16 protein-coding genes are annotated in these 19723 nt (G+C 59.6%); 11 read left to right on the forward strand and 5 right to left on the reverse strand.

The genetic code is table 11. The features are described from left to right. Positions 1-494 precede the first annotated feature (494 nt). The 11 genes from IU367_RS14905 (at position 495) to IU367_RS14955 (ending at position 12601) form a co-directional block, all read left to right on the forward strand. Entirely contained in the window at positions 495-2399 is a 1905-nt protein-coding gene (locus IU367_RS14905) for a fructose-specific PTS transporter subunit EIIC (protein ID WP_274452309.1), read from the forward strand. 466 nt (positions 2400-2865) lie between these two features. Further along, entirely contained in the window at positions 2866-4272 is a 1407-nt protein-coding gene (gene uhpT, locus IU367_RS14910; protein WP_043134733.1) for a hexose-6-phosphate:phosphate antiporter, read from the forward strand. Between the two features lie 261 nt (positions 4273-4533). Next, positions 4534-4839, forward strand: a complete 306-nt coding sequence (locus IU367_RS14915) for a PTS fructose transporter subunit IIB (protein ID WP_241280296.1) — start codon at positions 4534-4536, stop codon at positions 4837-4839. After that, positions 4840-5607: a PTS sugar transporter subunit IIA gene (locus tag IU367_RS14920; RefSeq protein WP_241324545.1), complete on the forward strand. Its 768-nt coding sequence runs from the start codon at positions 4840-4842 to the stop codon at positions 5605-5607. 137 nt (positions 5608-5744) lie between these two features. Further along, positions 5745-6689 carry a pseudouridine synthase gene (locus IU367_RS14925; RefSeq protein WP_420796484.1) on the forward strand — a complete coding sequence of 315 codons (945 nt, stop codon included), beginning with the start codon at positions 5745-5747 and terminating at the stop codon, positions 6687-6689. Continuing rightward, positions 6689-7168 (forward strand): NUDIX hydrolase, encoded by a 480-nt coding sequence (locus tag IU367_RS14930; RefSeq protein ID WP_274452312.1) that lies wholly within the window; start codon positions 6689-6691, stop codon positions 7166-7168. The genes IU367_RS14925 and IU367_RS14930 overlap by 1 nt, the downstream gene beginning before the upstream one ends. 318 nt (positions 7169-7486) lie before the next feature. Continuing rightward, complete coding sequence (gene mnmA / locus IU367_RS14935) at positions 7487-8593, forward strand: tRNA 2-thiouridine(34) synthase MnmA (RefSeq protein WP_274452313.1); 1107 nt, start codon at positions 7487-7489, stop codon at positions 8591-8593. Positions 8594-8688: 95 nt separating this feature from the next. Next, positions 8689-9300, forward strand: a complete 612-nt coding sequence (hflD, locus tag IU367_RS14940; RefSeq protein ID WP_043557589.1) for a high frequency lysogenization protein HflD — start codon at positions 8689-8691, stop codon at positions 9298-9300. A gap of 35 nt (positions 9301-9335) precedes the next feature. Next, positions 9336-10706, forward strand: a complete 1371-nt coding sequence (purB, locus tag IU367_RS14945; protein WP_274452314.1) for an adenylosuccinate lyase — start codon at positions 9336-9338, stop codon at positions 10704-10706. Between the two features lie 165 nt (positions 10707-10871). After that, on the forward strand, positions 10872-12002 hold the full coding sequence (locus IU367_RS14950; protein ID WP_098984585.1) for a ribosomal protein uL16 3-hydroxylase: 1131 nt from the start codon (positions 10872-10874) through the stop codon (positions 12000-12002). A 185-nt stretch (positions 12003-12187) separates the two neighbouring features. Continuing rightward, a complete protein-coding gene (locus tag IU367_RS14955; protein ID WP_274452315.1) occupies positions 12188-12601 on the forward strand; it encodes a hypothetical protein in 414 nt (137 codons plus the stop codon). Positions 12602-12750: 149 nt separating this feature from the next. Here IU367_RS14955 and IU367_RS14960 read toward each other — a convergent pair whose 3' ends face one another. From IU367_RS14960 to pdxH, 5 genes are all read right to left on the reverse strand, one after another. Next, positions 12751-15594: a hypothetical protein gene (locus IU367_RS14960; RefSeq protein ID WP_274452316.1), complete on the reverse strand. Its 2844-nt coding sequence runs from the start codon at positions 15592-15594 to the stop codon at positions 12751-12753. Positions 15595-16214: 620 nt separating this feature from the next. Next, complete coding sequence (locus tag IU367_RS14965; RefSeq protein ID WP_016350073.1) at positions 16215-16724, reverse strand: GNAT family N-acetyltransferase; 510 nt, start codon at positions 16722-16724, stop codon at positions 16215-16217. Positions 16725-16756: 32 nt separating this feature from the next. Further along, on the reverse strand, positions 16757-18391 hold the full coding sequence (locus IU367_RS14970) for a GNAT family N-acetyltransferase (RefSeq protein ID WP_274452318.1): 1635 nt from the start codon (positions 18389-18391) through the stop codon (positions 16757-16759). Continuing rightward, positions 18391-19005, reverse strand: a complete 615-nt coding sequence (locus tag IU367_RS14975; RefSeq protein ID WP_274452319.1) for a glutathione S-transferase family protein — start codon at positions 19003-19005, stop codon at positions 18391-18393. Before IU367_RS14975 ends, IU367_RS14970 begins: the two co-directional genes overlap by 1 nt. A gap of 44 nt (positions 19006-19049) precedes the next feature. Then, complete coding sequence (gene pdxH / locus IU367_RS14980) at positions 19050-19688, reverse strand: pyridoxamine 5'-phosphate oxidase (RefSeq protein ID WP_274452320.1); 639 nt, start codon at positions 19686-19688, stop codon at positions 19050-19052. Positions 19689-19723 lie beyond the last annotated feature (35 nt).

Raw genomic sequence — 19723 nt, forward strand, 5'->3', positions numbered from 1 at the left:
CTACGGTGCGCCGATGGCTGTGGTTTTTCTTCCCCGTTGTGGTGAGCTGTCTGACTCCAATGGCTTAACCCATTTCTCCACCTTTCCCCTCGCCTGCCTCCCCTTATCAAGCATACCTCACCGCCATTTATGTGCGTCAGCTCACACCCAGCCCCCTCTTTTCACCTCACAAATTTACAGTTTCGCACCGATTCATGGCCGGATAACATCACACTCCATCATAAAAGCACGTTGAAAGAATCAACATCAAGACACTGATTTTTAAAAACAAAAAATCACTCATCGATTCAATGTAGACCCATTTTGTCAGCTGGTCTGCTGTGCGATCGGGGTCACACTCAGGTCAATGGCGCACAAAAATCTAGTCATTCGCACATTTGTCCGATAGGGTGGCTTGCTCCCCGGCGCGATAATAGTGAGGTCAATTTTGTCTGCATGCCGTGCCAGCACGGGTGGCATGCCAACAGGCTCCATCGAGGAGCGGGGAGAACACCATGATCACCACCCTTATCAACGAGCAGCTGATCGCGCTCGATTTAAAGGCCACCCGCAAGGAAGAGGTCTTCAGCGAGATGGCCCGCTTGCTGGTCGCGCAGGGCAAGGTCAGCGATGAGCAACAGTTCATCAAGGATCTGTGGGCCCGGGAAGCGCTGGACAACACCGGTTTCGAGGAGGGGGTAGCCCTGCCCCACGCCAAGAGCGCGGCGGTGAGCACCCCGGCGGTGGCCATCGGCATCAGCCGCAGCGGTATCGAGTACGGCGCTGAGGATGGTAAGCCATCCAAATTGTTCTTCATGATTGCCTCCCCGGCCGGTGGCGCCAACCACCATATCGAGGTGCTGGCCGAGCTCTCCGCCAAGCTGATCGAAGAAGGTTTCATTGCCAAACTGCTGGCTGCCAAGACCCCGGCCGCCGCGCTGGCCCTGCTGCTCGAGAAGAAAGAAGAGCAAGCCGCCCCTGTTGCCGACAAAGGCTTCATCATAGGTGTCACCGGCTGCCCGGCCGGCATAGCCCACACCTATCTGGCAGCAGAGTCGCTTGAGCGTGCCGCCAAGGAGCTGGGCTTTGAGGTGAAGGTGGAGACCAACGGCTCCATCGGCGTCAAGAACAGCCCGACCGCGGCCGAGATCGCCCGCGCCAGCGCCATAGTCGTCGCCTGCGACAAGCAGGTGGACATGGCCCGCTTCAACGGCAAGCCGCTCATCAAGACAGGCGTCAAGGCCCCCATCAAGGATGGCAAGGGACTGATCGAGCAGGCGCTGAAGGCGCCGGCCTATGTGGCTGGCAAAGAAGACAAGAAAGGAGAAGAGAAGAGTGCGGGCGGCAGTTCCGACCTCTATCGCTACCTGATGAACGGCGTTTCTCACATGATCCCGTTCGTGGTGACCGGCGGTCTCTTGATTGCGCTGGCACTGGCCATCGGCGGCAACCCGACCCCGAGCGGCATGCAGATCCCGGAAGGGAGCATGTGGAACCAGATCCTCAACGTGGGCGTGGCCGCCTTCACCTTGATGATCCCCATATTGGCGGGCTACATCGCCTACGCCATCGGTGATCGCCCGGCCCTGGCCCCGGGCTTTATCGGCGGCTGGATCGCCAACAACGGCAGCTTCTACGGCGCCGACGCCGGTACCGGCTTTATCGGTGCCATCATAGCGGGCCTGCTGGTCGGTTATCTGGTGCGCTGGATTGCGACCCGTCAGTATCACAAGATGGTACAGCCGCTGGTGCCGATCCTGATCGCGCCCATCGTCGGATCGCTGTTTATCGCTGCCGTCTTCATCTTCATCATAGGTGCGCCCATCGCCGACATGATGACGGGTCTGAACGCCATGCTGCTCTCCATGAGCGGCGGCAGTCTGGTGCTGCTCGGCATAGTGCTGGGTGGTATGGCCGGCTTTGATATGGGCGGCCCGGTCAACAAGGTGGCCTTCCTGTTCTCGGTGGGCATGATTGCCTCCGGCCAGACCCAGTTCATGGGTGCCATGGCCTGCGCCATCCCGGCCGCGCCGCTCGGCATGTCGCTCGCCACCGTGCTCGGTCGCAAGCTGGGTATCTTCGATGCCTCCGAAATCGAGGCAGGCAAAGCCGCCGGTGCCATGGGTCTGGTGGGTATCTCAGAGGGGGCGATCCCGTTCGCCGCTCGCGACCCGCTGGCGGTCATCCCCGCCAACGTGCTGGGCAGCATGACAGCCGCCGTCATGGCCTTCCTGTTCGGCATCACCAACAGCGTGGCCCACGGTGGCCCCATAGTGGCCCTGCTGGGTGCCGTCAACAAGCCGCTGCTGGCCCTGCTCTGCATGATCTGTGGCGCCATCGTCACCGGCGTAGTGGCGGTTGCCCTGAAAAAACTGCGGGTGAAGAAAACCGACGAGGTGGAACTGGCCAAGGCGGCCTGATCCCCTTATCACGCTCATACGACAAGAGGCCACCTGCGGGTGGCCTCTTTCATTGCACCTGATGTTGCACCGGCGCGGCCATTGATCTGCCGGGCCAGCCCACGTTTTGCTCTCCACCCCCTCATCTCCTGCGCGCCGGATCGCCGCAGTCACCAGGCCGCCGTAGGCCGCCACGCTGTGATCCCCTTCACGCTTCATGGCCGGATCCCGCCAAACTAGGAAATTTTCCTAACGCCCCTAGGGATGGCTCTCACGCCATTTGCGCCGCGCCTCATTAAAGTCACGCTACCTGATGTAGTTACCCGACCCTCGCAGTGGCGCAGGGAGTGGGCATGGGTTCAATCGACAGGAGAGCGAGGCGCACAGTCCAACCTCTTGCTGTTGTCCTTTCCGTGGCGCGACCTCTAACACCAACCAAAAAGTGAGGGGCGCGGCGGAAATACCGACTATCTCGCAGAGGATGAATATGTTGGATTTTCTCAAGCAGGTGCGGGTCCCGACCCTGGACTTGCCGGTCGCAGCCCGGCGCAAACTCTGGTTCAAGCCCTTTATGCAATCCTATCTGGTTGTATTTATTGGCTATCTGACCATGTATCTGATCCGCAAGAACTTCAACATTGCGCAGAATGACATGATCCAGGAGTACGGTCTCTCCATGACCGAGCTCGGCATGATTGGCCTTGGCTTCTCCATCACCTACGGGGTGGGCAAGACGGTCGTCTCCTACTACGCCGATGGCAAGAACACCAAGCAGTTCCTGCCGCTGATGCTGATCCTCTCCGCCCTCTGCATGCTCGGCTTCAGTGCCAGCATGGGCGGCACTGGGTTCAGCCTCTACTTCATGATCTTCTTCTATGCGCTGAGCGGCTTCTTCCAGAGCTGCGGCGGCTCCTGCAGCTACTCCACCATCACCAAGTGGACCCCCCGCAACAAGCGCGGCACTTATCTCGGCATGTGGAACCTCTCCCACAACGTGGGCGGTGCCGGCGCGGCCGGTGTGGCGCTGTTCGGTGCCAACTACCTGTTCGATGGCAACGTGCTCGGCATGTTCATCTTCCCGTCCATCATAGCGCTGGTGGTCGGCTTCGTTGGCCTGCGTTTCGGCAGCGATTCACCGGAAGCCTATGGCCTGGGCAAGGTGGAGGAACTGTTTGACGAGGTGGCCAGCGAAGAAGACATCGCCACCGAAGAGCAGAAGCTGACCAAGGGCCAGATCTTCGTCAAGTACGTGCTGATGAACAAGGTGATCTGGCTGCTCTGCTTCGCCAACATCTTCCTCTACGTGGTGCGCATCGGTATCGACCAGTGGTCCACCGTCTACGCTCACCAGGAGCTGGGCTTCTCCAAGGAGATCGCCATCCAGGGCTTCACCTTCTTCGAAGTGGGCGCCCTGGTCGGCACCCTGATGTGGGGTTACCTCTCCGATCTGGCCAACGGCCGTCGTGGTCTGGTGGCTTGCGTGGCACTGGCGCTGATCATCGCGACCCTGGGTCTCTACCAGCACGCCACCACCCAGTTCATGTTCCTGGGCTCACTGTTCACCCTGGGCTTCCTGGTGTTTGGTCCGCAACTGCTGATCGGCGTGGCCGCCGTGGGCTTCGTACCCAAGCAGGGCATAAGCGTGGCCGATGGCGTCAAGGGCACCTTCGCCTATCTCATAGGTGACAGCTTCGCCAAGCTGGGTCTGGGCATGATCGCCGATGGCACCCCCATCTTCGGTCTGACCGGCTGGGCCGGCACCTTCGCGGCGCTGGACATGGCAGCCGCCGCCTGTCTGGTGCTGATGGCCTGCGTGGCCGTGGCTGAGGAGCGCAAGATCCGCCGCATCAAACGGGAACTGAAAGCCGCTACCCTGGCCACTCAATCCGTCTGAACCAGCGTGAACTGAACGCCGCCGAGCTGGCAACCCAGTCAGCCTGAACCCGCGTTAACTGAATGCAACCGGCCCCGCCTTCTGGCGGGGCCGGTTTTTTATTGTCGCTCCCATCGTCAGCAGATGAATCCAGGCTATTGCCATCCCCTGTGCACGCAGGCACCACTGGGCTGCCAAGATCCCATTTTTGCCCCGCAGCTTTGGCAAAGTCCGCCCCTTGGCGCTATCTTGTTGGCCCACCTCTCTTTGCTTCGAGAACCGATGAAGATCCTCGCCGTCACCGCCTGCCCCACCGGCATAGCCCACACCTACATGGCCGCCGAGGCGCTGCAAAAAGCCGCCGACAAGCTGGGGCTGAAGATCAAGGTTGAAACCCAGGGCGCCATGGGACTGGAGAACATTCTCACCGCGCGGGACATCGCCTGCGCCGATCTGGTGCTGATCGCCTCCGACATCGAGATTGAGCAGAAGGATCGCTTCCTCGGCTGCCGGGTTCGCCAGGTATCGCTGGAATCCGTGCTGCTGGACGCCAACGCCGTGCTCAAAACCGCCACCGTCGACGCCTGAATGCTCACCCGCGAGCTCACCTTCTTCTGCCAGCTGGGATTGACCATCACCCAGGCCAAGCAGCTGAGCCGGCTGGCCGGACTGTTCAAGTCCCATATCCAGTTCATCAACGTCAGCCGCCGCCAGACGGTGGAGGCGACCAACCAGCTCTCCCTGCTCACCCTGGCCACCCAGCCCGGCGATCTCTGTCTGCTGCTCATCGAAGGACTGGATGCCGAGCTGGCCCACATGGCCTTCACCTGCTGGTGCGTGGAGCTGGGCCAGCCCCTTGGCCGCCCCGCCACCGCCGCCCAGGCCGAGCAGCGCCTTGGCCAGGCGCTGCCCGACTACTGTTTTTCCCTCGCCCAGCTGGGGCACGCGATGGCATCGCTGGACAAATCCCTGGCCCTGAGGATGCTGGTCGATCTCTTGCCCGTCGAGCTGGTGCGCGACAGGCCCATGCTTGAGCAGGCCATTGCCAAGCGCGAACAGATCGCCGCCACCATCATCCGGCCCGGCCTCGCCATGCCCCACGTGATCTGCCCCGCCATCCGCCAGCCCGCCCTCTCGCTGCTCAGTTGCGCCGAGCCCATCGAGTGGGGATCGGCGCTCGGGCCTGTGCAGACCATCATATTGCTGGCGATCCCGGCCGGGCTCGCCCCCGAGCAGTTGCGCCCCCTCACCCGGCTGGCCCGCGCCATGATGGACGAGGTAGTCAGCACGGCGTTGCTGCACGCAGGCTCGGCCCCCGCCCGTCAGGCCATCGTCATCGAAGGGCTGCTGAGCTGAGATGCTCTGAATAGGGTGCAATTCACCCCGTTCATTGCCCTCAGGGCGTTGGCCTGCCGGGTGAGCGCATCCCCATGCCCCATCCACTCGGCCCCCTGTGATACACTGCGCCATCCCCTGTTTTTGGTATGCATGCGATGAAATCTGCCCGCCCCCGTCTCTCCCTCCAAGGCCGCACGACCGCCTCCGGCCGCACCGCACAGGATGACGCCAACCGGCCCGGTCTTGCCCGCTCGCGGGCCGGCACCCGGCACGCACACGAGGCTGAACAGGCCGGGCAGAAACCGCAGGTGGACCCCGCCGATCGCAAGTTGCTGCTGCTGAACAAGCCCTACATGGTGCTCTGCCAGTTCACCGACGAGGCGGGGCGGGAGACCCTCAAGGATTACATCAAGGAGCCCGACATCTATGCCGCGGGCCGGCTGGACAGAGACAGCGAGGGGCTCTTGCTGCTCACCAACGACGGCAAGCTGCAGGCGCGCCTCACCCAGCCGGGGGAAAAGACCCCCAAGACCTACTGGGTGCAGGTGGAAGGGATCCCAAGCGAGGAGGCGCTGGCCGCCCTGCGCGCCGGAGTCGAGCTCAACGACGGCATGACCCTGCCCGCCGAGGCGCGCATCATGGACGAGCCCGCTGTGTGGCCGCGCACTCCCCCCATTCGCGAGCGCAAGGAGATCCCCACCCGCTGGCTGGAGATCAAAATCATCGAGGGGCGCAATCGTCAGGTGCGACGGATGACGGCCCATATCGGTCACCCCACCTTGCGCCTTATTCGCTACGCCATCGGCGACTGGAACTTGGGTAACTGGCAAGAAGACGGGCTGGCCCCCGGGCAGAGCCGCAGCCTGCCCGCCCCCGAGTTGGCGCCGGCCCAGCGCCAGCGCAAACCCTCATCACCCCGCTCGGATGGCAGCGCAGCCAAACCGGCAGGCGAGGCGCCACGGCGGGCAAACCAACCGAGACGGGATCAACGGCCCCGCAGCACCGCATCAACCACTAGCCCGACCGGCGGCAAGCCCCGCAGCAGCGGTCGCGGCACAGCCCGCCGTCCCGCCCGTCACACCACAGACAAGGAGTCATGATGATCAAGCACCCGCCGATGGAAGAGAGAATGCAAGCCAGATTGACGGTTGCCGCCCTGGTGCACTGGCAGGGCCGCTTCCTGCTGGTGGAGGAGGAGATCAAGGGCCAGCGCCGCTTCAATCAACCCGCCGGCCATGTGGAACCGGGCGAAAACCTGATTGAAGCGGCCTGCCGCGAGCTGAAAGAGGAGACGGGTCTGACCGCCGCCCCCAGCGCCTGGCTCGGCACCTATCTGTTCAAACCGGCCGACAGCGAGGCCACCTTTGTGCGCACCGCCGTCATCTTCGACCTTGAAAAGGCGCCGGGTAAGCACCATCCAGAGGATCCTGACGGCGACGTGCTGGCTTGCCACTGGCTCACCCTGGAGGAGATAGCCGAGTGCAAACCGGCCCTGCGCAGCCCGCTGGTGTGGCAGTGCATCCAGGACTATCTGGGGGGCACCCGCTTGCCCCTGTCGGCCCTCAAGGCCTTTATTTGAGAGCCTGCCCACGATCTTGCTGCGAGGCCGTGATCAAGGCTCATGTGCTGCTCGCTTGTTTGTAATCAGGAAAGCTCATGTGTATTTACACACTCAGGTTCCTGCGCTGCTCTTTACCGAGCTTCCGGCTTCTCGTGACAGATAGTGAACAGGCCATCTGAGGTCGTTTGGCACCATTTTTTCATCATGGTGCCGACAAATAGAAAAACGATTTCCTGCCGCTGCGCTCCCGATGGGAACCAGGGCATGGATATGTGACCGGGGGCGCGAAATTCTGGTAGAATACGCCCCGTTTAAACGAACTGGTAACTTCGACTAATGACAGACAACAGCCAAATCAAGGTGATCGTCGGCATGTCCGGCGGCGTGGATTCTTCCGTCTCGGCCTACCTGCTGCAGCAGCAGGGTTATCAGGTCGAAGGCTTGTTCATGAAGAACTGGGAAGAAGACGACACGGACGAGTATTGCTCTGCCTCCCAGGATTTGGCTGATGCCAAGGCCGTCTGCGACAAGCTGGGTATGAAACTGCATACCATCAATTTCGCCGCCGAGTACTGGGACAATGTGTTCGAGCACTTCCTCGAAGAGTACAAGGCAGGCCGCACGCCGAACCCGGATATCCTGTGCAACAAGGAGATCAAGTTCAAGGCGTTCCTGGAATTTGCCGCCGAAGAGCTGGGTGCCACCTACATAGCCACCGGCCACTACGTGCGCCGTGACGACAGCACCGGCCACCCGCGCCTGCTGCGCGGTCTGGATAGCAACAAGGATCAGAGCTACTTCCTCTACACCCTGAGCGAGAAGCAAGTGGGTCAGAGCCTGTTCCCGGTCGGGGATCTGGAGAAGCCGGAGGTGCGCCGCATCGCCGAGCAGCTGGATCTCATCACCGCCAAGAAGAAAGACTCCACCGGTATCTGCTTCATCGGTGAGCGCAAATTCAAGGACTTCCTGGCCAAGTTCCTGCCCGCCCAGCCCGGCCCCATCGAAACCGTGGACGGCAAGGTGATCGGCGAGCACCAGGGCCTGATGTATCACACCCTGGGCCAGCGCAAGGGGCTCGGCATCGGTGGTCGCAAAGACGCCACCGAAGAGGCCTGGTACGTGGTCGACAAAGAGGTCGAGCGCAACGTGCTGGTGGTGGCGCAGGGCGAGCATCCCCGCCTCTACTCCGACGGCCTGGTTGCCAGCCAGCTGCACTGGGTGGATCGCACCCCGATCCGCGCCCCGATCCGCTGCACCGTCAAGACCCGTTACCGCCAGCAGGATATTCCCTGCCTCATTCAGCCCATCGACGATGAGACCATCAGGGTCATCTTCGACGAGAAACAGGCCGCGGTGACCCCGGGCCAGTCCGCCGTCTTCTATGACGGGGAAGTGTGCCTGGGCGGCGGCATCATAGAACAGCGTTTCAGCCACCCGGTATAAATGAACAACGAGGGCCGCAACGCGCGGCCCTTTGCAGACCGCATTCGGCCCGCGGGCTTGAATGTGTTTTGAATAATTAACAGAAGGCCGCGAACGTGAGCGACAAATTCCAAGACAGAACCATGGCCTTTGCCGGCATCTGCCAGGCAGCCTATCTGGTACAGAAAGTGGCCCGCGACGGCAGCTGCGACGAGGCCTCGCTGCGCGAGAGCCTGCAAAGCGTGCTGGTGACCGACCCCAAGCAGCCGCTGGAGGTGTTCGGCAACCACCTGGCCATTCGTGATGGCTATCGCGCCCTGGTCGAACAGCTGGGCTCCGACGGCAGCCAGAAGAACGCCGAGCTGACCCGCTATGTGGTCAGCCTGATCGCGCTGGAGCGCAAGCTGGCCAAGCGCAAGGACATACTCAACATGCTGGGGGAGCGGATCGGTCAGATCGGCCGCCAGCAACAGCATTTCGATCTGCTCGACGAGCAGATCCTGGCCAACATGGCGAGCATCTACAGCGATCTTATCAGCCCGATTGGCCCCAGGATCCAGGTGGCGGGCACTCCGCTGTTCCTGCAACAGCCGCTGGTGCAGCACAAGGTGCGCGCCCTGCTGCTGGCGGGCATACGTGCCTGCGTGCTGTGGCGCCAGCTCGGCGGCAGCCGCACCCAGATCATCTTCGCTCGCAAGAAGATGGTGGAACTGGCCAAACGTTTTTGAGTTTCTAACCCCCACACACATCAGGAGTTCACCCCATGGAGCTGTCCGCGCTGACTGCTGTTTCCCCGATTGACGGTCGTTATGGCGACAAGGCCGATGCCCTGCGTCCCATCTTCTCCGAATTCGGTCTGCTGCGTTTTCGCGTCGAAGTCGAGGTTCGCTGGTTGCAGAAACTGGCAAGCCACGCCGGGATCCCGGAAGTCCCTGCCCTGAGCGCGGCCGCCAACGCCCTGCTCGACGGTATCGTCAGCGACTTCAACGAGGCGGACGCCGCCCGCATCAAACAGATCGAGCGCACCACCAACCATGATGTGAAAGCGGTGGAGTACTTCCTGAAAGAGAAGGTGGAAGTGAACCCTGAGCTGGCCGCCGTCAGCGAGTTCATCCACTTCGCCTGCACCTCGGAAGACATCAACAACAACTCCCACGGCCTGATGCTGAAAACCGCCCGTGACGAGGTCATCAAGCCTTACTGCGAGAAGCTCATCAGCGAGCTCAAGCGTCTGGCCCACGAGTACCGTGACATGCCGCTGCTGTCGCGCACCCACGGCCAGCCGGCCACCCCGAGTACCATGGGCAAGGAGATGGCCAATGTCGCCTATCGCCTGGAGCGCCAGTTCAAGCAGATCATGGCGGTGGAGATCCTCGGCAAGATCAACGGTGCGGTCGGCAACTACAACGCCCACGTCAGCGCCTATCCGGAAGTGGACTGGCACCAGTTCTCCGAGGAGTTTGTCACTTCGCTCGGCCTGAACTGGAACCCCTACACCACCCAGATCGAGCCGCACGACTACATTGCCGAGCTGTTCGACGCCATGGCCCGCTTCAACACCATCCTCATCGACTTCGATCGGGACGTGTGGGGCTACATCTCACTTGGTCACTTCAAGCAGCGCACTGTGGCGGGCGAAATCGGCTCCTCCACCATGCCGCACAAGGTCAACCCCATCGACTTCGAGAACTCCGAAGGCAACCTGGGTCTGGCCAACGCCGTGTTCCAGCACCTGGCCTCCAAGCTGCCCATCTCCCGCTGGCAGCGTGACCTCACCGATTCGACCGTGCTGCGCAACCTGGGTGTGGCGGTCGGTTACTCCCTGATTGCCTATCAGGCGACCCTGAAGGGCATCTCCAAGCTGGAAGCCAACGCCGGTGCCATGGCCGCCGATCTGGATGCCAACTGGGAAGTGCTGGCCGAGCCGATCCAGACCGTCATGCGCCGTTACGGCATCGAGAAGCCCTACGAGAAGCTCAAAGAGCTGACCCGTGGCCGCCGCGTCGATGCCGAAGGCATGCGTACCTTCATCGACACCCTCGAACTGCCGGAAGCGGTCAAGGTCGAGCTGAAGAAACTGACCCCGGCCAACTATATCGGTCAGGCTCAGCGTCTGGTTGATCTGCTGAAATAAGCGGATAAATGACGTTACCGGGGCCCTGTGCATGATCTGCAACAGGGCCCCGGTTATTTTATGTGACACCCTATACACAGTTTGCAAGAGGGCTTGCCCGAGGCCGGCAGCCGCCTCTGGCAAGACCTCTCTTGACCTTTGTCGAACCCTTTGACGAGAAGACCTATGTACGAACTCAATCTGGATATCGCTCACTTCCTCGAGCATTACTGGCAGAAGCGCCCGCTCCTTATCAAGGGCGGCTTCAAGAATTTTCAGGATCCCATCAGCCCGGACGAGCTGGCGGGTCTGGCCATGGAAGAGGTTATCGAGTCCCGTCTGGTGACCCGCTTCGACAACAAGTGGGAAGCGGCCCACGGCCCCTTCGAATCTTACGATCACCTGGGGGAAGAGAACTGGACCATACTGGTGCAGGCCTGCAACCACTGGGCCCCGGAGGTCAACGAGCTGGCACTGCCGTTCCAGTTCATCCCGGGCTGGCGCTTTGACGATGTGATGGTGAGCTTCTCCACCCCTCATGCGGGTGTCGGTCCCCACATCGACAACTACGATGTGTTCATCACCCAGGGCCTGGGCAAGCGTCACTGGCGCGTCGGCGATGCCAAGCCTCTCAACGAGTTTGCCGCCCACGCCGCGCTGCTGCACTGCGAACCGTTCGAGGCGATCATCGACGTCATCATGGAGCCGGGCGACATCCTCTACATTCCGCCTGGATTCCCCCACGAAGGCTACGCCATCGAGCCTTCCATGAACTTCTCCGTGGGCTTCCGGGCGCCGGATGCCAAGGCGCTCATCTCCTCCTTTGCCGATCACCTGATCGACAACGAGGTGCGCACCGAGCGTTACGGCGATGGGGATCTCAAGCCCCGCGCCCGCCACGGCGAGATCCTGCCCCATGAGATGCACCGTCTGCGGGAATTGATGCAGCAGGCCCTCGATGACGAGACCCTGTTCAAGGAGTGGTTCGGCACCATGATCTCCGAGGCCAAGCACGATCTGGACGTCAATCCGGTCGAGCCTGACTACAGTGCCGAGGAAGTGGCCGACCTGCTGACCCAGGGCGAGCCCGCCATCAAGGTGCCTGGCCTGCGTACCGTCTGGTTCAGCGGCGACAGTCAGCAGTGCTATATCGACGGAGAAGCCTGGACCCTGGCAAGCGAAGATGCAGCTGCCATCTCCCTGCTGTGTGACAAGGACATCATCACTCAGGCCGACATGGTTACGCTTACCGATCAGGCCGGTTTCCTGCAACTGCTGACCCGTCTGGTCAACCGTGGTTACTGGTTCTTCAGCTGATTTGGCTGGCTGACAGAAACGACAGAGGCGCCTTGATGGCGCCTTTTTTGTTACTCCGCGGCAGTACAATTAACAATCGATTCGCGAAGCTGAACCCACTCTTGACGAACAAACAGATGGTGCTTTCTTGAGCGAAACCGGACCAGTATCATGCGTCCGTCCCTGTTCAGAAGAGAAGCGTCACCATGCAGATCACCTCCCGGCCCATGCCGCTGCCCGATTACAGCAAGTATCCCTCCTACCCCGACGTGACGCCGGAGCAGATCAATCAGGCCCGCAACCAGGCACTGGACAAGAAGGATGAGGTGCAGGCGCAGAGCGAGGAGAAGGCAAGCGCCCGCAGAACCATGGCAGTCTCCTATACCGCCCACCAGCAGGATAAAGCCGTGGTGGAGCGTTACCTGCAAGCAAGCGGGCAGGAGAGCAGTGAAACAACCGCCCCCAGCGCCACCGACATCTATCGGATGGAGAATCGCTACCAGCGCCAGCAGGTGCGCATCGACTACCTGCAATACCGGCAGAGCCCGCTTGGAAAACAGCTGGAGGGCATGACGGGTGCCGAGGATCGCAAGGGTAACCTGCTCGATACCAGCGCCTGAGCAAGACCCTGTGCAGAGCGTGGGATGACATAAAAAAGCCCTCGCTGAGGGCTTTTGAGTTTTGCCGATAAGGGCGCTGCTTATTTGCGGCACTGTCACGCTCAATACGGGCCCTTCATGGCCTAGGGATTGAGAGGGTACTGGCTGCGTTATTTAGGAATAAATGCATTCTTGTAGAAGGATCTGAATCCATTATCCGGCACCTGAAACTCAACCCCATTGTGCAATGACAATGAGGCATCGCCAGTCTTATTCATAATTGCACCATAGCGCGCATAACCACTTTTGCCATCGTGATACATAAAGTCCATCCGCGAAACCAGATCGTTGGTTTTCTTGAACAACCTGCCAACAATCGGCGAGTCTGAGGACATGGGATTATTGATGGTCCGCAGTAGTTTCATACTGGTATAATCACCATTGTCATCCCGGGTCAGCAGATAATGGTAGCGGGTCTCGGGAGCCTGCAGACCATTTAACCGATAGATCAAATTCACGTTGGTACCGAGTGCCAGTGCATTCAGACCATAGGTTATCGGTGCATCGCGCTGACCGACAAAGTCAGATATTATCCTGCGCGCTACACCACCCTTCACCTGATAGATGTGTCGGGTAGTGAAGATAAGGAACATGGTCTCATCAAGGCCATTGATGGCAACCACATCCAGCGGATATTCTTGCCACTCTAGATTTAATTGACTCGTCAGCTCATTGCTACTTGTCGGGGCATCTTCCAGATGAGAGGTCAAGAAGGCGCGTGAAAAGCTCGAGCCGTTGCCCAGAACCACGAATATTGCAGCGCGATTATTATTGCTTGCCTGACTCTCAACGGCATGCCAGCAGGTCTGCAAATCACTCCCCGGCCGCCAGTTACTGATTGGTGTTGTGGCTCCCGCCGTGAAGAAATTCGATATATTTCCGTAGCCTGGCTTCTGAATATTGGCAAAGTTATAAATCTTGCCATTTCTTGGGGAGGTTACCAATGCCCCTGGCTGAGTATAAATCGGGTTATCATGATCAGCGATACTTGGGACGTAATCCCAATCGGTATTCATGGTCCTTGCATCGAATGCGCATACCAGAGTACGCTTCCAGTAACTGGATACCCGGCAAATATATGCACCAAGATCTTCATACTCAAGCCCTCGTGGTTTAATATATTCGTTGGTATATCTCGCGATTGGGGTAGGTTTGATCTCTTCTTTCTTGAGTAACGAGTAGATCCACTGGGCGATGGCCACCACTATGCCTATCACCGCAATAATAATACCCAAGGGGCCGGCAATGGCAAACCCCATAAAAGAGGCAATGGCGATACCCAACGCCACAGTGGCGACCAACATATTTATTGCAGCAAATATAATATCCCCAACATCCCCACCCTCGACAGCCTGATATAGGTTATACGCGGCCAGGGCCGCCCCCAGTGCCGCCAATCCAATAAAACATATATTGATAACCCGAGCAATATTTTGAGTGGCGAGAAACATCTTGCTGGCTATCTGCCGCTCTAGCACATTCGTGAGATGCTGGCCTTTGGCTGTAAGGTTGCTCAAGAATTGACTGAATTTCCCCATATTAATGGCTATGCTATTTATGATGCCTTCACCATTGCCATAAATAAACATGGTCACTTTATCAAGGAAGCGACCGAGCTGGATCAGATTCAATGTCACATCAAAAAGGGCCGCCCCCAACTCCATCAAAGGAACAGGGTTGCTCCACTCCTCCCGCTCGGTCGCCGTCAACCAAGTAAAGTTGCCCACCCCCAGCAACAAGGTAAACACGGAAAGGAATGAATCTATGGAGAAGGCAGCGGGAGCCATACTGCCCGTCGCCCCTGCCAGAGCAGGATATCTTTGAAGAATACGCTGCCTGGCATTCCCATCCTGCAAGGTGCTCGTTCTCAAGCTCATATTATTCAGTTCATTCCAGAAGCTATCCGGGCTATTTTGGTTGAAGAAATTGTTCCAGAAGGTGCGCTGAGTACCGCTTTCATTTCTCAACAAGGTCACCACATCATCGAAATTTCTCCTGTTGGCCAAGACTGTGTATTTCTCGCTTTGGTGACCCCAGCTCATGTTCATGGCAAACCCGCTGTAAACAGAACCCGCCATGGTGCGTTCAAATTTTTTCAGCTCATCACTGGAGATGTGACTACCGGATGAGATATTGAGCGCTCTTGTTTTATTGATGGTGTTATATACTTTCCACATCGCCTTTTCAAACGATGAGCCTGACCCCACATACTCCTGAACTTTAAAAGAACTGATAAGTTCGTCTAACACCTCATTCTTGGAGTAGTGCCCGATAAGTTGACGAGCCCAGTTTTCGCCCCCTGCTTTGTAGGCGGTTAACTTTCCACTTTGACAATAATGGGTGGCGACAGAGTATAGCTGATCGATAATCTCTTTAAATTGCGCCCCCTTTTCTGCTTGCTTAATATTCGCATTTACCTTCACCATATCCCAAGAGTTATACAGCTTCCGGTCAGCTACTGTGACATCTTTTTGTTTGCTATATGAGTGCTGCAACAAGCCACTCACATATTCAACCATATTATCGGTAAAATAGCGTCGATTGCTGTTGAAAATAGCATTGACCGAGTTGATGCCATCACTCATTGTCAGCACATTATTATTAGGCTTCATGCCAGCGCCCAAGTCTGCACTTAATGTGCTGTTCTGATACTGGAATTCGAATTTCATCAACTCTTGAAACATCACCTGGGCAAGATATTGAGCCTCATCGGTTTCTTGTACAAAGTTGACCCGATTTGAATCAACGGCGGGCTGGTTAGACGCCATCACGTAAAAGTCGATCGCATCCAGTTCAGCGAAAGTGCCACTATTCAGGATAGAAATGGCGGCCTTCACCGGGGCAGGAAAAACGCTGCTCGCCGCCAAGCCAAGCAATGACATGGAAGAGAAAGTGAGGAAATCGCGACGACCCTGTGAAACTTCACGATGGATTATTTCTGAAAGTTTTTTCATATAATATATCCCTATCAGTGCTCAATGGTTTTTCCAGATTGATCGATATCTTCAGACAATAGCCGGGCAGGCCATATCATCATGACCGAGCATATGGTTGTTGTTTTCCGGTGAGAAAATAAAATAGGTTACCGCATCAGAATGATTGATACGCATATGACAGCAACGCTACTAATATATATAAGACAAGGGCAGGTATGAATAATTAAAGCCATGGCAATCGCACCAGGCCTTCTTGTTTATATATTCAACAACCTACCTTTACATCCTCATTTGAGTCAAACATCAATAATGAGGTCAAACCAGAAAGTGTTACCCGTTAGACAAAAACAGATCTTGCTGAGAGCAAAATTGTAACAAGATATTGCAACGAAACACGTCCGGAAAAATGCAACGACGTGCAATCAGACAGCGAGTCAGCACCGTCATATTCAGGGATATGGCGACTTGCTCCGTATATCCCGACACGGGGCCAAGATGCGTTGCATGGTCGCGGATACTGCCCAGGATGATGGAGCGGGGGAGAACAGCGACTCATCGGCTATTCGAGGGGGAAAGGCAAAGCGCTTGCTGCTCATTCAGATAACAAAACGGCAGCCAAAGGGCTGCCGTTGCTTTGCTCATTGTTCTTCGGGAAGCTCGTCAAACAGCGGGTGGTAGAGCACCTCGCCGGCCATGCCAGCCAGACCCCCTTCCTGCAGCTCCATCGCCAGAAAACAGTCGGCGGGCACCTCGTAGATGCAGTGCAGGCCGAACTCGCTGGCGGGACGAAAACCGAAGCGGCCGTAATAGGTCGGGTCGCCGAGCACCACCACCGCCTTCCAGTCCATCTCCAGCGCCGTATCCAGCCCCTCACGCACCAGATCCGAGCCAATGCCCTGCCCCTGCCAATCCGGATGCACGGCCACCGGCGCCAGACCGAGCCAGGGCCCTTCCAGGCCGTTAATGGTGATCGGGCTCAGCATCAGGTGCCCCATGAACTCGTACTCTTCCTCTTCGACCATGGTCACCACGGCGGCGCCACACTCGCGCAGGCGGTTGACCAGTTCGGCCTCATCGGAACGGCCAAAGGCGGCGCTCACCAGTTCATAGACCGGCAACATGTCGCCGGGGCGCTCGGTTCTCAGCATACAGCGTTACTCCTCGTACAGCAGAGCGGGCATTATTCCACAAAGTGCCGGTCAGCCTGAGCACCTTTGTCCAGAAATGGGAGGGTGGACTCAGGAAAACGAGCCGCAAGTTGCCGCAGCACCCCCAGCAAGGCTGTCGGCGTCAGGGTGTCAATGGCCTCGCGGTAGGCCGCAAACAGCTCGGCATCCTCTCGCTCAAGCCGTGCCAGCGCCAGCTCGGGCCCCTGATGCCAATGCCCGGCCAGCTCATCGATGAGGGCAGGCAGCTCCACCAGCAGCCAGAGCTGGCGATAGCGCCCTGCCACCGCGTCCCCGGCACTGGCCCCGGTCGCGGGCAGGCCGGTGCGACGCGCCATCTTGCCAATCCAGCCGAGCCGCTGCTGTCGCTGCGCGCGGGTGAGCAGGACGGGCCCCTGACGCCGCAGGCTGGCCAGTTGCAGCAGGCAGGCAAGCCCCTGCTCATCCCTGTCCTTGAGCAGCACACCACCCAGCAGAGGCAGCCGCTCGGGTTCGGCCAGATCCAGCTCACTGAGCGGATAGCAGATGACATCGAGCCAGGCCCCATCATCAGAGGCGACCCCCGGCGAGTCGGGATCATAACCCTGCTCATCCAGAAACAGGGTGAGTTGCGACGAGCGGCCATGATCCAACCCTGTCTGTGCATCGGCACCCTGCAGAACAGCCACGGCCACCCGCTCGTCCGCCAGCCAGGGCGCCAGTTGTCGATTCACTGGCTCGGGGAGGCTGATGGCCCTGTCCAATCTCCAATAACTCACCTCGCACGGCTGCTGGGCAGTTCGGCCGCGCAGCCCGCGATAGTGCATGCCGAGCTTGGCCATCACCCGGCCGGAGGCGAGGTTGCCCGGCATGTGGCGCGCAGTCAGCGCCGGCAGCTGCAAGGTGTCGAATGCAAAGGACTTGACCCGCTGCGCCGCCCGGGTGGCCAGCCCCTGGTTCTGCCAGGGGACGCCGACCCACCAGGCCAGCTCGCCGTTCCAGTGCAGCGAGATCACCCCGACCAGCGGGGCCACCCCATCTCCCTGTGGCAGCGTCATGGCCCAGCTCCAGCCCAGCCCCAGTGCCGCCTTGCGCCAACTGCCGACGAGCCAGTCACGGGCCCCCTCCGGCGGGTAGGGGTGGGGAATGTTGAGGGTATAACGGGAGAGCGCCTCGTCACCGCAGTAGCGCACCACTGCGGCCTCGTCGTCGGCCAGCAGCGGCCGCAGCACCAGCGCAGCCGAGGAGGACGCAGCAGCGGGCTCACGCAGCAGGGGCACGGTCAAACGGCGGGCGAGCAGGCGGTTGAGCACGGCGCCCATGTCGTCGTCCGCGGTCAGCACCAGATCGGCCCCGAGCGGACCCAGGGTAAGCAGACCGCTCTCCTTGGCCAGGGTCAGCAGGGAGGCAGAGGCGCTGATGAGGATCTGGCGGCTGGGGTCCGCCTGAACATCCGCGAGCAGATCGCCGTCGAGCCAGGCGGCCAGCAGCGAAGTGGCCGAGAGGAGACCGTCGGGTCGGCAGGTGGACCAGAGATCATCCTCCTCTGCCAGCTGGGACTCTGCCTCCTTGCTGAGCAGCAGTTGCCAGCGATGGCCCAAGTGCTGCCAGGCCTGCAGCACTTGGGCCCAATGGGGTTGCCACAGCGCCCGTTCAATCAGCAGCTCCATCAGCCGGCCTGACAGGCCGCAGGCAGGCTCAAGTGGCGAGGATGGGCTTCCATGCGGGCGATCCAGGCCTGGATGGCTGGCCAGCCCTGCAGCGAGAAGATCCCCTCCTCCGCCACATGGGTGTAGGCATAGAGGGCGATATCGGCGATGGTCGGTGCCTCGCCACACAGATAGGGGGTGCGCTTGAGCTGCTGCTCCATCACCGCCAGCGCCCGCTCGCCACCGGCCTTGAGGCCGTCGAGTCGCGCCTCCTGGGACTCGGGCCGGCCCAGATAGTGAACGATAAAGCGCGCCACCGCTATGTAGGGCTCGTGGCTGTACTGCTCGAAGAACAGCCACTTGAGCACCTCGGCCTGCTGACGCGGCTCCGCCGGCCAGAGCGCCGAGCCCTGCGCCAGATAGAAGAGGATGGCGTTGGATTCCGCCAGGGTATCGCCGGGGGCCAGCTCCAGCACCGGGATCTTGCCGTTGGGATTCATGGCCAGAAAGGCCGGGGTTTGGGTGTCACCGGCCTGGATATCCACAGAGACCCAGTCGAGAGGCAATGCCAGCCAGCGGGCCAGCAGCCACCCCTTGTAACAGTTGCCGGATCTCAGATCGCCATACAGACGCATACAGACTCCTTGTCAGCACAGGATTGCAGAGGATAAACGGGGGATCAGGGGGCCAGCCGCTCTATGTGCCAGCCTTCCCCTTCCCGGCTGTAGTAGAAGCGGTCGTGCAGCCGGTGCTCACCACCCTGCCAGAATTCGACCGTGTCGATGACCACTCGGAAGCCGCCCCAGAAACTCGGCAAGGGCACCTCGCCCTTGGCAAATTTCTGTTTGAGTTCGAGGAATTTGGCCTCCAGCACGCCGCGGGCCGAGATGCGGGTCGACTGCTGGGAAACCCAAGCGGCTATCTGACTGTCCTTGGGGCGGCTGTGGAAGTACTTCATCACCTCGAAGGTGCTTATCTTCTCCACCCGGCCGGTCACGTGCACCTGGCGGTCCAGGGTATGCCAGGGGAAGAGCAGGCTGATGCGGGGATTGCCCTCCAGCTGGCGCGCCTTGCGGCTGCCCATGTTGGTGTAGAACACCATGCCCTCGGCGTCGTAGTGCTTGAGCAGCACGGTGCGCTGCCAGGGTTGCCCCTCGGCATCCACGGTCGCCACCACCATGGCGGTGGGATCGGTCAACTTGGCCTCGCAGGCCTGGGCCAGCCACTTCTCGAACAGTGCCAGGGGGTCGGCCGGCAGATCGGCCCGGTGCAATCCGCCCCGGGTGTATTCACGGCGCAGATCAGCCACATCCATCATCTTGATTTTCCTTAAAATAAATAATGGCTCCACGA

The organism is Aeromonas bestiarum (genome assembly GCF_028751155.1).
Classification (GTDB): domain Bacteria; phylum Pseudomonadota; class Gammaproteobacteria; order Enterobacterales; family Aeromonadaceae; genus Aeromonas; species Aeromonas bestiarum.